We start from the raw sequence: 13,980 nt of genomic DNA on the forward strand, positions 1-13,980 counted from the left end.
CGGGTCCACCGACCGAGGTGCCCGCATGATCCTTAGCAAGGTTGGGGGAATGACACCCATCAAGCTTGCCTGTCTGGATCTGGCAGGCACCACGATCGGTGACGTCGCCATGGTCGAACGGGCGTTCGCCGAGGCGATCGCCACGCAGGGCATCGTGCCCGGGACCGGAGCTTACGCGCGTGCCATGGTGCACGTGCACCGGTCCCGGGGCTGCCCCAAGATCGATGTCTTCCGGGGCATCTTCCCCGACAACGAGGCCCAGGCCCAAGCGGCCAACCTGACCTTCGAGCGCTCCTACGAGGGCGTGATCGAGCGGTCCGGGCTGCTCCCGTTGCCGGGGACCGTCGAGGCGCTGGACAAGCTCCGCGGCGCCGACGTGAAGATCTGCCTCGTCACCGGCTTCAGCCGCTCCACCCTCGGCCGGGTCCTGGCCGCCCTGAGCTGGTCCGACAAGATCGACCTCGCCCTGTGCCCGGAGGACGCGGGTCGTGGCCGCCCCATGCCGGACATGATCCTCACCGCGGTCCTGCGGCTGGGCATCGAGGACGTCCGCCAGGTCGCGGTCGCCGGCGACTCGGAGAGCGACATGCTCTGCGGCCGCCGTGCCGGAGCCTCGGTGGTGGCCGGAGTCCTGACCGGCGTCCACAGCCGCGACCGTCTGCTCAACGGCGGCGCCACCCACATCCTGGAGTCCATCGCCGACTTCCCCGCCCTCGTCCTCGGCAGCGACCAGGTGGGTTCCCCGGTCTCCGCCTCCGCCCGCTGACCGCTGCCGGAGACGGCGCCGCCCGAACCGAGTGGCGAGAAGGCACGGGCTGTTGCTACGGTGTACGACTGAAGCACGCCGTACCGCATCGTTGCAGGCCGTCGGCGTGGATCTCGGGGCCTTAGCTCAGTTGGCAGAGCGCCTGCTTTGCAAGCAGGATGTCAGGAGTTCGAATCTCCTAGGCTCCACCACCTCTACGACATGAAAAAGCCCAGGTCAGGCATGGTCGCCTCGCCTGGGCTTTGATCTTCATTCGGCCTCGTCCGGCTCCCGTGCCCGTTGCGTGCCCGATCGCTCCCCAAGTGCCCCACGGGCGAGGTCGTCGAGCTTGCGGGCGACCTCCCGTTGCCGCTCGTCCGTCGAGTGCTGATAGATCATCGCGGCGCGCGTGCTGGAGTGGCCCATGCGCTCCATCAGCTCCCGGATCGACGCTCCGGCGCTCGCGGCGAGGGTGTTGCCGGTGTGCCGCAGGTCGTGAAAGTGGATCTTCGGAAGGCCCGTGTCCTGGAGCGCCTGCGTCCAGACGCGACGGTTGAAGTTGGTGTTGCGGAGCGGCCCGTCATCCGGCCCCGCGAAGATCAGACCCTTGTCCCCGCCCTGGGTGAAGTCCTTCACGTGCTCCCGCAGGTCCTCGATGATCAGCTCGGGGATCACCACCGTCCGCCTGCCTGCCGCGGACTTGGGTTCGGTGAAGACGAGCCCCTTGCCGGTGATCTGCATCAACTGGCGTTCCACCCGTACGGTTCCGGCGTCAAGGGCGGCGGCGCGTCGCGCCGCCGCCACGGCTCCCCCTCTGCGGGATCCGTCCGGGCATGCGGCCTGGGGGCCGGTCCCGGCCGGACCCGCCCGCGGGGCCGCCCGCCGTACGACCGCCGCGCCGTACCCAACCAACTCGCCGCACCGAGGTCCGCACCGCCGCCCGGAAGGTCGCTTCGACCACCGGCCCCGACCGCTACGCGGCGCTTACGGCGTCCTTCGGATCGGCGCCGGCCGCTCCGCTTCCGGTCGGAGATCTATTGCCCCGGAACCCTTTGTCCTACGATCAACCGCCATGACGACGTCCCTGAAGGACCGCCTCAAATTCCTTCCCATGACAGCTTGGATCTTCCCGACCATCAGCAGCTTCCTGCTGGTCTCCAACTTCCCCGACGAAGACGCGCCAGTTACCGCACAAACACTGTTCATGATTGCGATGGCAGTCGTCGTCACACTCGGGGGAGTCATCGCGGTCCTCTCTGGGATCATGTCTGCACTTGTCGCGCGGCTTGACGAGGGAAAAGACGCCTCCGGCGGGGGCGCTCGGCTCCGGGATGATCGTCCGAACGAGCCCGTAGAACTGTAAGGGCTGAGGTGGGGCCTGATCGTCCCGCCTGCCACGTCCCAGGCAGAGCCCAGCAGCCCGACTCCTCCGGCTCAAGCCCGTCTGTGCCCGTTGGCATCCAATGACCGAGGAACGGCGACCGGTGAACGGACACGCCAAGACGGGCTTGATCCTCCGTCGTCGGCCCGCTGCCCTTCGGGTGGGACGAGGCAGACGGGAAGATCAGGCAGGGGAGGAATGTGCGGGTTCCCGCCGGGTGGATCTGTGCCCGCTGCGTGCCCGTTAGGACGGTCACCCACGGGGAATCACACGGGACCACGGAGAACGCGATCAGCCGCGTGACCAGCGCCGCAGCAGGTCACACGATCCCGTACCGCAGTCTTCCAAACTGGTGATCCGATGTTGGGGCCGGTACCGTGCCCAGGTGCTCACCATCCGGATGAACGAGGCGGCGGCATCCGCGCTGCAACCGCTGGCAGCCGTCGATCCGCCACCCACCGTTCCCGCTCTCAGCCAGGAGCTCCGCGACAAACTCGCCTCGGGACTCACCTGCAACGAGGGCGCCTGGATATTCACCGAGCACGTCGGCCAATGGGTGGGCGCGCCGGCTTCCGCTTCGGCGGCGATCACCAAGATGGGCTGGCAGGACCTATCCGGCTACGAGTGGAACGTCAACGCCTTCCATCTGGAGGACTACGCGCCGGTACAGGTGACGGACCTCGATGGGCAGCCGCAGATCAGCCGTGACGATCAGGTCCTGTTGCTCCGACTCGGCATGGTCGTCGCCGACAGCGTGTTCGACCTCATCCGAGCATTGTCGGAGCCGGTTCCCGTCCGATGCGTTATCGGCGGTGCGTCCGACACCTGTGTCGTGTTCCGCTTTCACCAGATCCGCTCCGGGGACGAGTGGATCGACGATGTCCTGAGGAAGCCGGACGACCCGGACATGATGGTCGTCATCGACCGCCATCCCTGAACGTGCTCGTTATGCGCTGTAGGCGGGTTTCTCAGTGGGCCGCTGTTGCCGAGTACGGTCCGGTGGAGGGAACAGCACCGATCCGGTTTCAGGAGCCATCTTGGGAGCCGCCCGAACGGACGATCACGAACCGAGTCGGGCGGATCTGAACGGCCGGAGTCTGGGCGAGCAGCAGGACGAACGGGTCTGAATGATCCTGGAGGCCGTTCGGGGACCTATGGATCAGAAGGCCCAGACCCCACCGTTCGCATGCCGGTACAGACTGCTGGATCTGTGCATCGGTTCCCTCGTGACCCTCTTGGCAAGCGTCATTACCAGGAACCTATGGGCTCCACGGTGAGGTCTTCGGGGTGGGGAAGCGGAGCTGGCTCGTCTTCGGTGGCGTAGACCTCCAGATACGAGAGGTGCCCGTCTTCGACGAAAAGCAGTACGCCGTCACCGCGTGTTCGTGTGTGGGCGGAGACGAGCACGCCGTCCTGTACGGGGGCCTCGAGAGCGGGAGGTTCTGATCCCGGACGGAGATCCACGGTCGCGCATCCGCACCCGCAGCGTCCGACAACGACCGCCGAAGAGACCTGAGCCCGAAGCTCTTGTGCGCCGGGGAAGTCCTGCGTGAGCAACGCCAGAATGACAGCCTGCTCCTCGGCCGATAGGTGACGCTCGCCGTCTGACACATCACCAAGGTAACGGGCCGGGCGTGGGATATGTGCGGGATGATCTTTGGTGGGTGAGGGCCGACGAAGGCTTCTGCCCTGGTCAGCGCAGGCGTTGTCGCTCGGAACGTAGTCTTCTTGGAAACCGCTGCTTTGACTGTGAGGACCGGCCGTTGCTATGAGGTGGATGGGTCGTCTGTGCCGGCTTCCGCCAAGCAGAGCCGCCTGCACCGGTCGTCCAGTCGGTAGATGACCTCGTCGTTCGGCGGAATCGGTATCAGGTGTTCTTTCGCGGGGCGGCTTCGCCCCCTAGCTTGTCCGTCAGGCTTGACGCCGGCTTTGTCTCTCACTACCTGAACAGGACCGTTCACATGGGTCTCTTCTTCGAGTACTACCGCGCTGCCGATCGTGAGGCGGCACTCGTCCGGCCGGAGGCCTCGCGTGCGATCGAAGAACCCCATGGGGTTTCCGGCTTCGACGTGGTCGAGGCCAAGTGGATCGACACGTGGGGGACCTTGAACAAGCTCGTGGCGATCATCGCTGATGCCGACCTCTCCACAAAGCTGGTCACCACGGTGGCGCTGTATCCCTCGTATCCCTCCCCGGCGCCGCAGAGCGACGAGGAGTGGGACGCCCTGCCGGATGACTCGCCCTACCTGAGCAGCGTGGGCATCGAAGAGCTGTCGGTGAACGTGCGTGACCTGCTCGCCGGCGCGGATGATGCACGGCTGCCGATGCTGGTGGAGCGTTGGGCGAAGATCGAGGAGTTCTCGGCCTTCAGCTCGGTCGACATGGAGTATCTGAGGTCCGTGGCTGAGGATCTTGTCGGGTTGTCCCGTCGTGCGAGGGAACACGGTCAACAGCTCTACTGCTGGTCGTGTGCCTGACCGGGACCGCCGCCGAGCAGGCCGGCCAGGGTGACCGCCGGGCCATTGGCGGGCCATTAAGGGCGGTCAACAGCGGTCAGTCATGGTCACTCGCGGGGAGCCCTCCGCCCGGCTCGCGGCCCGTACGGCCTGCGATCGGACCGATTTTCAAGCAGGATCTCAGGAGTTCGAGCCTCCTAGGCTCCACCTGCGGAGACACTCTCTCCCCGATCATGAAAACGGGGCCTGAGTGACTAACTGGGTGACTAAGCCTCCAGGGCCTTTCCGAAGATCCCGTCCATCGCCGTCGCGCCCTCCCCCAGGACGGGCCGGATCTGGCTGCGACAGACCGTCTCCGTCACCACCGTGTTGGCATGGCCCACCGGGCGGGAGATGTGCTCGATGGGAACGCCGGAGTCCGACAGCAGGGACACGAAGCTGTGCCGCATCTCCTTGGGCGTCCACTCGGTCTCGGCGAGTCCGGCCTTCTTGACGACCTTCCGGAAGTCGCGCCGCACGTTACCGGCGCTCAACGCGGTCCCGTTCTTCGTGCAGAACACCAGCCGTGCGGTGGCCCCGCTGGGATCGTCGAGCTGATCAAGGGCGGCGGCGCTTCGCGCCGCCCCGCCGCACCGAACAGCCACCGCACCGAGCGAACGCGCCGGCCGGGGCGCGCTGCCGCCCGCCGCTCGACCACCGGCCCCAACCGCTTCGCGGCCCTTCGGGTGCTTCGCATTGGCGCCGGTCGCTCGCTCTCTCAGCTCCTGAGCCGCGTGGCACCTTCCAGCCACAAACCAGGGTGCGCCCTCACGGTCGCCTGATCTCCATACAGGCCGGGGCGATCGACGGTTCGAGGCTTCGTCTCTCAGCCCAGGCCCATCGAAGACCGGCGCGACGCAGGCAGCATGCCTTCCCGCTGACTGCTATTTCCACACCGCCCCAGGCGTTCACCTCGTCAACCGATCTCCGCGCGGCTTCCCTCCTGCACGACGATGACCAGCGGTTAGGCTGAGAGGCAGGCATGATCCTGGTCCGCTCACCCCCTGACCGCTAACGGACCGCAGCCAGTACGCGAGGGGGATTACCTTGGCAGTCATCTCATGGCCGAGTGACGAGATCGAACGGCTGGCCGAGCTGCACGCCCTGGGCGCGCTGGAGACCTTCCCGCAACCGGACTTCTCCGCCATCGCCGAGCTGGCCGCCCGCACCTGCCAGACGCCCATCGGGCTGGTCAATCTGGTCGGCGAGGACCGCCAGTACTTCAAAGGCCACTTCGGCATCGCAGCGACCAGCTTGGAGCACCAGACGTCGTCGTATTGTCCCCATGTCATCTCCAACCGCAAGCTACTTGAGGTCCCCGACGCCCTGGCCGACGAGCGCTTCCGCGGCGACCCGATCGTGACCCGCGAGCCGCACGCACGGTTCTACGCCGGCGTGCCGATCATCAGCGCCGCCGGTCATGCGCTGGGCGCCGTCTGCGTGATGGATCACACCCCGCGCGAGCTCATTTCCGCGCAACGTCGTGCCTTGACGACCTTGGCCACCAGCGCCGCCAACCTGTTGCAGGCCCAGCACCAAGCTGAGGCACTCAAGCAGTTCCAGGAGATCAACGGACGGGAGGTCCGGCTGCTGCGTCGCGTCACCGGAGACCTGCACGCCCCGCTGACCTCGCTGCGCGCCTACCTGCAACTCATCCACGACGAAGGTCTGGACGAGGCCATGGCCGGAAGCCTCTTGCAGACGATCAACCGCAACAACGGCCCCCTGATGGAACTGATCGACGAGCTGATGCTGCTGGCTGGCCTTAACGCCCGCCTCGCCGCATTCGCGGGAAGCCGACAGGACCGGGTAGATGAGAGGCCCACGCCGTCGATGTGAACGGACGGCGCGGGCAGAGCCGGCGTCGGCCCCCACCAAGCCGGCTCAAGCAAAATCGACCGGCGGACTACCAAGCGCCTGAAACGCCGACTTCCGACGTGGTTGTCACGCCGTCGCTGCAGCCGGACCGTGGAAGAAGAGTTGGTACGGCGGGACGGCCGGAAAATCGTAGAACGCCAGCAGTTCCTCGACATCACCCGCGACCTTGACCACCGTCTCGCCGTACTCGGCGCCGTAGGCGGCCCGGAACGCCTCCACCGCAGTCAACGCGTGCGTCTCGTCCTCGGCGTTCCAGATCTGTGCCGGCGCCTTCTCCGCGCCCGGGCGCACGAACTCCGGCAGGGCCCCCAGCACATCGGCGATCTAGTGAAACCAGTACCTCTGGGCTATGGCCTGCGGAAACGCCTCGCCCAGCGCGCCCCAGAACTCCAGCGCCCCGTCGGTGACGGCCAGGACCGGCGCGCTCGTCGGCGAAGGCGGCGATGGCGTCGACCTCAGCCTTGAGCGCTTCGGCGAGCATACGGCGGGCGCTTTCGCGGACGAGCTCGTCGATCAGCGCGGCGGAGACGGGGCCCTGGGCCGTGCGGCGGTCACCGTCGGCGGGGTCGGGGACTACGGTGAGCATGGGTGTGGCTTCCCAGCCGACGTTGGCGCGTCGGCCATGCGTGTGAGACCTCAAACGATCACCGGGAAGGTGCGCCCCTTCCCGGCCGATCCGCAGGTCTCAAGCATTGCTTTCGCCCCGGTTCTTCCGGCTCAGGACGGCATGATCGGTAGCCGGTTCCCAAGTTGACGGCGAAGAACGGCATTGGCCGGTATCGCCTGCCCGGTCCCTGAGCGCAGTGCATCAGTGGGATCGTCGCCGGGACAACCGGTTCAATCGACGACCGCGATCGCGTCCACCTCGATCAGATAGCCCGGCGCGGCCAGCTTCTCCACACCGATCAGAGTGTCAGTAGGTTTGTGGTCGCCGAACAGCGTGACCCTGGCCTCTTCGATAATGGGCAGGTACTCTCGGCGGTGATCGACGACGTAGATTCCGATCTTGGTGACCTGATCCGGTCGGGCTCCGGCGGCGTCGAGGGCGCGGCCGAGATTGGTGAACACCTGCCTGGCCTGGGCCGGCAGGTCGTCGGGAGCGACAAGGTTGCCCGCGAGGTCGTCGGACATCTGTCCGGCGATGAACACGAGGCGGGTGCCGGTCGCGACGATCACATGGCTATAGGTCTTCGGTCTGTCCAGGTCCTCGGGTTGGATGATTTCGAGAGCCATCGACGCAGTTCCTCCGGGGAGAGCGGTGGACGAAGAGCGGGTGGCCAGGGGTGATGCCGGCCGCCTACGGCCGCACGGTCGCCTGGTGCGGCAACCCGGGCACTCTCCGAGGGTACTGTGCGTAAACGCGCAATGATCATGGCTGATCGGACGGCTTTGTGAGCTCATCCCCGGGTCGGAGCCGCGTCTGAGCACCAACGAGTACGAGCTGTAAAACCGTCGGCAGTTCGACGCCGCGCCCGTCGCGTGCTCGACAAGGCGGGAAACCAGGGGGAACAGCGGGGACTTACGGGGAGCGCGCTCGGTGTGCTGGGCTGCGTATTCACAGACCAATCAAGATCGACTTCGGTGAGAATGCTTTCACCCGCACTGGTTCACGCCACCCGCGAAGCCGCCACGGGCGGGCGGCTCCCGCGGGCCGATGTCGGGCGGTCCGGACGCCCTGGCCGGTCTGGCGGCCAGGGCGTCCTCGAACTCACCCGTATCGCCCCACCGATATCGCGATCCACGACGCGGTCCCCGCCGCCGTCAGTGGAAGATGATGGCCTGACCGGTGGAGACGCTCGCGCGGCACGCCTCGTGGAGGGCGAGCCACACCACGGACTCGATCTCGAAAGGCGCGCTCTGCGGCAGCGCGTACACCCGATCGGCCTCGGCGTCCGACAGGGACCCGTCCTGCTCCAGCCGGATGCCGATCGCCGGTGCGCACTCGCGCACCTCGGCCAGGAGACGATGGCTCGAACCGACCATGCCGGCTCCGGCCACCCCGCTCTCCTCGGGCAGGAAGACAGGGTCGCCGAAGTCGACCGGAGTCCGCCAGACCACCCCCTCCCGCGCCAGCGCCGCACTCAGCCCGTCGAACCGCGCGCGGTGGTGAGTGAGGCCTTCGTCGTCGCCCGCCCACGACGCCGTTCCCACAGATATCGCAAGACCCATGGGGGAGAAGGTAGTGCTTTCCTCCCCGGACGGCCCGGCCTCAAGCGAGCCGCCAGGCGATCGGGATCAGAGCGCCGCCGCGTGACTGCGGCTCTCACGATCGCCTGACGGCGGCTGATCCCGCATGGGGTCGGAGTACCGCGGGCAGCGAGCTCTCCGTGCCGCTCCCATGTCTGTACGGGGGTGTTCACGAGTTGCTTCGACCTGGAAACCGGCGGCACCCGGATGATCGATTCCCGGCTGGAGGAAGCTCGCCGCCCTGAGAGTCCACGTCTGCCCCACCGAGCGATCCTACGGATCGGTCGTCGGAGCCTCTGCCGTAGGTTCCCCGGGCTCCTTCTCAGCCCCGCCCCGCCAGGCTTCACCGTGTCTGCGCCGCTCCTGCTCGTCTACGCCGGTCGGCGTGGAGGCCGGCGTCTTCGCAACGGGCGGGTCGTACGCCTCGAGCATCTCCACAGTCAGGGGGTATCTCATGGAGAGTCTCCACGGCGGCGTGCCGACCCGCAGGACGGCGATCGCCGCCGCAGCCATGATCAGGATCCGGGCGAGCTCGCCTCCGATCCGCGGGTCCACCACGGGCTCCACACAGCACAGGACGAAGACCGGGGCCGCGGCGGCCAGCACATGCGCCGAGCGGGACCGGGTGGCGCACACCGCGGCGACCACCTGCAGCGGGGCCAAGGGGATCGGCCGCTCCCGCAGGGAACGGACCAGGAGCGCCGCCAGGCCCGCTCCCGCCATGCCCAGGCCGACCGGCAGCGGGTCCAGCAGGCCGGTGCCGGACACCGCCCCGGCGGCCCACACCGCCAGGGATGCTCCGCCGAGGATGAGCCCGGCGCGCAAAGACCAGGTCGCCGCAGGGGAGACGAGAGCGGGCAGGAAGGCCGGAGTCGCACCGGGACCGGTGCGGCGCCGGCACGCCAGCGTCAGCTCCGCGCCGAGCGCGCCGAGGAACCAGCCGGTGAACGGGCTGACCGGGAGGGCGGCGAAAGCCAGGCGATCATCGACCGGCGGCAGACCGGAGCCGAGCATCACGACGGGCAGGAGGGCTCCGGCCACCAGTCCCACCGACCGCCACCTGCGGGTCAGCCGCAGGTAGTGCCGGATGACCGGTTCGGTGATCGGGGTGACCCCGAAGGACTGGCGTCGGGCGAACGACTCGATCCGGTACGGCCGGACCCTGCCGGACCAGTGGATCACCGCGGCGATCGCGACCACGACGACGATGAGCAGTTTCACATCACATCCCAAGGGGTGGCCTCGGAGGTCCAGATCAGATGTTGTGCGCAACGACCCAGCCGGTACGCTACCCCCTCCGCGCCGTCCGTGGCCGCGCACCCGCCCTTCTCCACGGCCGCCACACGCGCTCACATGAGACCGGAGGCCATGATCCCCTCCAAGCCCGGGGTGATCGCCTCTCGGCGGAGAGTTCGGCAGAGGTTCACGGTTCGATCCAGAAGCCTGGATCGGAGGCGGCCGATGCATAGTCCCGCAGAACCTCCACTCCGATGAAGGCGATGCCCGCCATCACGATGAGGAAGACGCAGAAGGCGGCAAGCATCTGCACCGGCTCGGCCCAGTTCGTCTGTTCGTCTCCGATTACGACCACGGCGCGCTCGGGCCGAGCAGGCAGATAGGCAACGGTCAGCTCGTCGCCTTCACGGGTCGTCGCGGGGGTCGAGTCGTCCTCGAAACGTACGAGGCCGCCGTCAGGGCCGCGGAATTCGAGGACGAAGCGCTGCCGGGAGCGAGGCGGCCCGCTCGATCGGGTGGACGCGGGATGAGCGGGCCGGTGGGAACGGATGCAGCGGGCCGTGGTGCGCTCGCCGACGCGCACCACGCGTCGGCGGCGGATGCCGGCTATGACGGCGAAGCCCATCAGGAAGCATCCCAGGAGGACGACGAGTCCGACCGCCCCGAGAAACACCGCGGTGAGCACCTCGAACACGGTCACGGCCCTTCGTCTGAAACGCATCCGGGCACCTGCTGCGGCCCGCCAGAACCCTCATTGTCGGCCAGCATGCGGGCGGCGTGGTCCCGTCGTGCCCGGTGGCCGGCTCGTCGGAGTCAAGGACGGGGACGTCGCGACAGGACGGTGTGCTGATGGGAGACATCTACGAATCGGATGAGGGCGCGAGAAACCGACGGACCGCACTTTCTGTCATCGAGGGCGCCCTCGTGTTTCCAAGGGTCATTACCTTGTGACGTCCAGCCGAGCGGCCGGAGTGCATGCCGTCAGCCGTCGATCGTCTGATAGGCGGTGGTCCAGAAGTCGCGGTGAAGCCGGGTGATGTCGGCGGAGTCCATCGCGGTCTGCGTGAGCAGGATCCCGGTGAGCCCTTCGGCGGGATCGGCGTAGGCGGTGGTGCCCAGACCCCCGTCCCAGCCGAACTGGCCGACCGAGGCCAGGTCGCGGCGGTGGGTGCGCACCGCCATGCCGAAGCCGTAGCCGCCGTGGTGGCCGAAGTGGTCGGAGAAGGTGTCCTTCTCGGCCTTCTGCGAGGGTGTGAGGCGGTCGGTGGTCATCAGCTCCACTGAGGCTCGGGACAGGACGCGCTGCCCGGTGTGGACGCCCTTGTTCAGCAGCATCCGGTAGAAGGCGTGGTAGTCGTCCACCGTGGAGACCAGCCCGTCGCCTCCGGCTTGGAACACCGGAGGCCGGCTGTACTTGCCGCCTTCGGCCTCGTCCCACGGCACGAGAGCACCGGTCTGAGGGTCGTGGGCGTAGCTGGTGGGCAGCCGGCTGATCTTCTCGGCGGGCACGCTGAAGCCGGTGTCGGTCATGCCCAGCGGGTCCAGGAGGCGTTCGCGCAGGAACGCCTCCAGCGACTGGCCGGTGACCCGGGAGATGAGCACGCCGAGCACGTCGGAGCCCACGTGGTACTGCCACAGCTCACCGGGCTGGCGCATCAGGGGCAGCCGCCCCAGGCGGGCGATCCACTCATCCGGCCCGAACGCCGGCGAGGTGGTGTCCAGGCCCAGCTCGCGGATGGCGGTCTGGATCGGGTAGGTGTCCGGAGGCGCCAGAACCACTCCGAAACCGAAGGTGAAGGTCAGCAGGTCGCGTACGGTGATCGGCCGAACCGCCGGCACCGTCTCCTCCAGCGGGGCGTCGATGCGCGTCAGCACCCGCCGGTCGGCCAGCTCGGGCAGCCACTCGTCCACCTGCTCGTCCAACCGCAGCCGGCACTCCTCGACGAGGATCATCGTGGCGGCGGCGGTGAGCGGCTTGCTCAGGGACGCCATCCGGAAGATGGTGTCCCGGCGCATCGGCTGCTCGGCGCCGAGGTGCATCGTGCCCATGGCCTCCACGTGCGTGTCATGGCCCCGGCTCACCAGGGCCACCAGGCCGGGGACCGCTCCGGAGTCCACATGGGAGGCCAGCGCCCGCCGCATCCGAGCCAGCCCGTCGCGCGACAGGCTGTGCGGCCGGTGATCCCAGCTTCCACGGGGACGCCAGTCTCCATCAGCCCCCATGGCCTCCGCGCCCCAGCCGCCGATCTCCCTCATGATCCCTCTCTCTCTTGCGTACAGTGTTCCCTAGTTGCGAACACTGTACTCGCAGAGATTGGTGTACGCAATCGGCGCACAGTGTTCGCACGCCTCGTTCGGATGCGTACGGCCTGCGCTACGGTGACGGGGAAAGGAGACGCCATGCCTACCCGGAAGCCGCCCGTCACCTCGGTCTGGGCCCGTAAGCACGCCAAACGGGAGCAGCCGGCTCTCAGCTTGGACCGGATCGTCGCTGAGGCCGTCCGGCTGCTGGACGAAGAAGGCGTCGAGGCGCTGAGCATGCGCACCCTGGGCGCCCGGCTGGGAGCCGGGGCCACTTCGCTGTACCGGCACGTGACCAGCAAGGACGAGTTGATCGAGCTGGTCGTGGACGAGGTCTACGGCGAGATGGAGGTGCCGGAAGCCGAGGACCGCGACGCCTGGCGGAGTGCCATGACCGAGTGCGCCCGGAGCATGCGCGCGATGGTGCTGCGCCACCCGTGGGTCGCCTCCGTGCTCGGCCAGGTCGGGCTGGCCCAGCTCGGGCCCAACCTGATGCGGCAGTCCGAGCGCATGCTCGCCGCCTTCCAGACGGCCGGTTTCCCTCCCGGCGAAGCCGACCGGGCCATGAACGCCCTCATCGCCTACGTCGTCGGCATGACCACCAGCGAGGCCGCGTACCTGTCCATGCTCGCCCGCAGTGGCCGAACCGAACAGGAGTGGGCCGCCGGCCTGCGCGCCACAGCCGAACAGGCCGTACGGGACCACCCCCGGCTGCAAGCCGAATACGCCGCCCGGCAGGACGAGGACCCGCAGCGGATGCGGGACGAGAACTTCGCCTACGGCCTGGAACGCGTTCTGGACGGCCTGCAGACCAGGCTGAGCGCCGACGTCGACGGGTCCGCCTGAACCCCCGGGCGCGGGTGTCGGCGTACGGCTGCTCCTGCAGGGTCACCGGCCGCCATGACCGCACGGCGGGAGTTCTCCGCGCCGTGGCCCGCGCCCGTTCGCAAGCGGGATGTCAGGAGTTCGGATCTCCCGGGCTGCGCCGGGCGGAACGCTCATTCCGTGATCATGAGAACCGGGCGTGAGCGACTACCGATCTTCAAGCCCGATGGTCAGCCATGATGTGACCATGGCTGGAAAATCGATTCCCGAGCGGTTCTCCTGGGCGGTGGAGAGGCTGGATCTCGCCCCGTCCGATCGAGTCCTGGAGATCGGATGCGGTCGCGGTGCCGCGGCCGCGCTCGTTCTCGACCGCCTCGAAGGGGGATCGCTCACCGCGATCGACCGGTCGGACACGGCCATCGAGGCGGCCAGGCGGCGCAACGGCGAGCACGCGGCGGCCGGCAGGGCGAACTTCCTGGTGGCGGCGCTGGAGGAAGTCGAGTTCGCCGACGGCTCCTTCGACAGGATCTTCTCGATCAACGTCAACCTGTTCTGGACGCGAGCGCCGGCGCGGGAGCTGGGCGCCTTGCGCCGCTGGCTTGCTCCCGGCGGGAGCCTCCACCTGTGCTGGGAGCCGCCGGGAGCGGGACGGGTGAGGGAGATCATCGCCATGGTGGCACCGGTTGTGGAGGAGTGCGGCTTCGAGGTCGCCACGCTGACCGGTCAGACCTCCGCCTCGACCGGCCTGGTATGCATCACGGGCAGCCTCCGCCGGGACCTTCGTGACTCCACGGACCAGACCTGAGCAGGCCTCCCACCCGTGTCCGCAGGCACCGTCGGTCACCGCCGCGCTCTCCCGGCATGGGCGCCGACCACCTTGCGCTGCTCGCCGATGCGGGTCTCGCGGCAGCCGGACCCGGCGAACGGCGCAG

Annotated in this window: 17 protein-coding genes and 1 tRNA gene; 9 read left to right on the forward strand and 9 right to left on the reverse strand. The window is 68.1% G+C overall.

Annotation, left to right across the window (positions count from 1 at the left end):
• Positions 1-49: 49 nt before the first annotated feature.
• A complete protein-coding gene (locus HS041_RS04420; RefSeq protein ID WP_230878412.1) occupies positions 50-766 on the forward strand; it encodes an HAD-IA family hydrolase in 717 nt (238 codons plus the stop codon).
• A 115-nt stretch (positions 767-881) separates the two neighbouring features.
• A tRNA-Ala gene (locus HS041_RS04425) sits at positions 882-957 on the forward strand.
• A 58-nt stretch (positions 958-1,015) separates the two neighbouring features.
• Here HS041_RS04425 and HS041_RS04430 read toward each other — a convergent pair.
• Positions 1,016-1,549 carry a site-specific integrase gene (locus HS041_RS04430; RefSeq protein WP_196439223.1) on the reverse strand — a complete coding sequence of 178 codons (534 nt, stop codon included), beginning with the start codon at positions 1,547-1,549 and terminating at the stop codon, positions 1,016-1,018.
• A gap of 268 nt (positions 1,550-1,817) precedes the next feature.
• Between HS041_RS04430 and HS041_RS04435 the strand changes: the two genes are divergently transcribed.
• Positions 1,818-2,108, forward strand: a complete 291-nt coding sequence (locus HS041_RS04435; protein WP_196439224.1) for a hypothetical protein — start codon at positions 1,818-1,820, stop codon at positions 2,106-2,108.
• Positions 2,109-2,511: 403 nt separating this feature from the next.
• Positions 2,512-3,063 (forward strand): PM0498 family protein, encoded by a 552-nt coding sequence (locus tag HS041_RS04440; RefSeq protein WP_196439225.1) that lies wholly within the window; start codon positions 2,512-2,514, stop codon positions 3,061-3,063.
• Between the two features lie 311 nt (positions 3,064-3,374).
• Here the strand turns inward: HS041_RS04440 and HS041_RS04445 are convergent, their stop codons facing one another.
• The gene (locus tag HS041_RS04445; RefSeq protein ID WP_196439226.1) at positions 3,375-3,737 is read right to left on the reverse strand and encodes a hypothetical protein; all 363 of its coding nucleotides are present in this window, start codon (positions 3,735-3,737) and stop codon (positions 3,375-3,377) included.
• A 350-nt stretch (positions 3,738-4,087) separates the two neighbouring features.
• On the opposite strand from HS041_RS04445, the gene HS041_RS04450 reads away from it, so the two are divergent.
• Positions 4,088-4,603, forward strand: coding sequence for a hypothetical protein (locus tag HS041_RS04450; protein WP_196439227.1), 516 nt, complete (start codon positions 4,088-4,090; stop codon positions 4,601-4,603).
• A gap of 245 nt (positions 4,604-4,848) precedes the next feature.
• On the opposite strand, the gene HS041_RS04455 is transcribed toward HS041_RS04450, so the two are convergent.
• On the reverse strand, positions 4,849-5,226 hold the full coding sequence (locus tag HS041_RS04455) for a tyrosine-type recombinase/integrase (RefSeq protein WP_307845168.1): 378 nt from the start codon (positions 5,224-5,226) through the stop codon (positions 4,849-4,851).
• 442 nt (positions 5,227-5,668) lie between these two features.
• Between HS041_RS04455 and HS041_RS04460 the strand changes: the two genes are divergently transcribed.
• Positions 5,669-6,460 carry a GAF domain-containing protein gene (locus HS041_RS04460; protein ID WP_196439228.1) on the forward strand — a complete coding sequence of 264 codons (792 nt, stop codon included), beginning with the start codon at positions 5,669-5,671 and terminating at the stop codon, positions 6,458-6,460.
• Between the two features lie 105 nt (positions 6,461-6,565).
• On the opposite strand, the gene HS041_RS04465 is transcribed toward HS041_RS04460, so the two are convergent.
• Complete coding sequence (locus tag HS041_RS04465; RefSeq protein WP_196439229.1) at positions 6,566-6,814, reverse strand: hypothetical protein; 249 nt, start codon at positions 6,812-6,814, stop codon at positions 6,566-6,568.
• An 88-nt stretch (positions 6,815-6,902) separates the two neighbouring features.
• Between HS041_RS04465 and HS041_RS04470 the strand changes: the two genes are divergently transcribed.
• Positions 6,903-7,253 carry a hypothetical protein gene (locus HS041_RS04470; protein ID WP_196439230.1) on the forward strand — a complete coding sequence of 117 codons (351 nt, stop codon included), beginning with the start codon at positions 6,903-6,905 and terminating at the stop codon, positions 7,251-7,253.
• Between the two features lie 83 nt (positions 7,254-7,336).
• Here HS041_RS04470 and HS041_RS04475 read toward each other — a convergent pair whose 3' ends face one another.
• The 5 genes from HS041_RS04475 to HS041_RS04495 all read right to left on the reverse strand — a co-directional run bounded on the left by HS041_RS04475 (position 7,337) and on the right by HS041_RS04495 (position 12,178).
• A complete protein-coding gene (locus HS041_RS04475; RefSeq protein ID WP_196439231.1) occupies positions 7,337-7,732 on the reverse strand; it encodes a RidA family protein in 396 nt (131 codons plus the stop codon).
• A gap of 528 nt (positions 7,733-8,260) precedes the next feature.
• Positions 8,261-8,668, reverse strand: coding sequence for a putative DNA-mimic protein (locus tag HS041_RS04480; protein ID WP_196439232.1), 408 nt, complete (start codon positions 8,666-8,668; stop codon positions 8,261-8,263).
• 291 nt (positions 8,669-8,959) lie between these two features.
• Positions 8,960-9,907, reverse strand: coding sequence for a hypothetical protein (locus HS041_RS04485; protein WP_196439233.1), 948 nt, complete (start codon positions 9,905-9,907; stop codon positions 8,960-8,962).
• 202 nt (positions 9,908-10,109) lie between these two features.
• The gene (locus HS041_RS04490) at positions 10,110-10,622 is read right to left on the reverse strand and encodes a DUF3592 domain-containing protein (protein ID WP_196439234.1); all 513 of its coding nucleotides are present in this window, start codon (positions 10,620-10,622) and stop codon (positions 10,110-10,112) included.
• A 281-nt stretch (positions 10,623-10,903) separates the two neighbouring features.
• Positions 10,904-12,178: a serine hydrolase domain-containing protein gene (locus HS041_RS04495; RefSeq protein ID WP_230878413.1), complete on the reverse strand. Its 1,275-nt coding sequence runs from the start codon at positions 12,176-12,178 to the stop codon at positions 10,904-10,906.
• A 144-nt stretch (positions 12,179-12,322) separates the two neighbouring features.
• Here HS041_RS04495 and HS041_RS04500 point away from each other — a divergent pair, with 144 nt between their 5' ends.
• Entirely contained in the window at positions 12,323-13,069 is a 747-nt protein-coding gene (locus HS041_RS04500; protein WP_196439235.1) for a TetR/AcrR family transcriptional regulator, read from the forward strand.
• A 205-nt stretch (positions 13,070-13,274) separates the two neighbouring features.
• Positions 13,275-13,853: a class I SAM-dependent methyltransferase gene (locus HS041_RS04505; protein ID WP_196440766.1), complete on the forward strand. Its 579-nt coding sequence runs from the start codon at positions 13,275-13,277 to the stop codon at positions 13,851-13,853.
• The last annotated feature ends 127 nt before the right edge of the window (positions 13,854-13,980 follow it).

Origin of the sequence: Planomonospora sp. ID67723 (assembly GCF_015711605.1) — a bacterium.
Taxonomy (GTDB): Bacteria; Actinomycetota; Actinomycetes; order Streptosporangiales; family Streptosporangiaceae; genus Planomonospora_A.

What these genes read in the sequence shown, in the direction of transcription:
- HS041_RS04500 (WP_196439235.1), top strand. Translation starts at nt 12,323, where the DNA reads ATGCCTACCCGGAAGCCGCCCGTCACCTCGGTCTGGGCCCGTAAGCAC.
- HS041_RS04505 (WP_196440766.1), top strand. Translation starts at nt 13,275, where the DNA reads ATGGTCAGCCATGATGTGACCATGGCTGGAAAATCGATTCCCGAGCGG.
- HS041_RS04435 (WP_196439224.1), top strand. Translation starts at nt 1,818, where the DNA reads ATGACGACGTCCCTGAAGGACCGCCTCAAATTCCTTCCCATGACAGCT.
- HS041_RS04450 (WP_196439227.1), top strand. Translation starts at nt 4,088, where the DNA reads ATGGGTCTCTTCTTCGAGTACTACCGCGCTGCCGATCGTGAGGCGGCA.
- HS041_RS04420 (WP_230878412.1), top strand. Translation starts at nt 50, where the DNA reads ATGACACCCATCAAGCTTGCCTGTCTGGATCTGGCAGGCACCACGATC.
- HS041_RS04480 (WP_196439232.1), bottom strand. Translation starts at nt 8,668, where the DNA reads ATGGGTCTTGCGATATCTGTGGGAACGGCGTCGTGGGCGGGCGACGAC.
- HS041_RS04495 (WP_230878413.1), bottom strand. Translation starts at nt 12,178, where the DNA reads ATGAGGGAGATCGGCGGCTGGGGCGCGGAGGCCATGGGGGCTGATGGA.
- HS041_RS04475 (WP_196439231.1), bottom strand. Translation starts at nt 7,732, where the DNA reads ATGGCTCTCGAAATCATCCAACCCGAGGACCTGGACAGACCGAAGACC.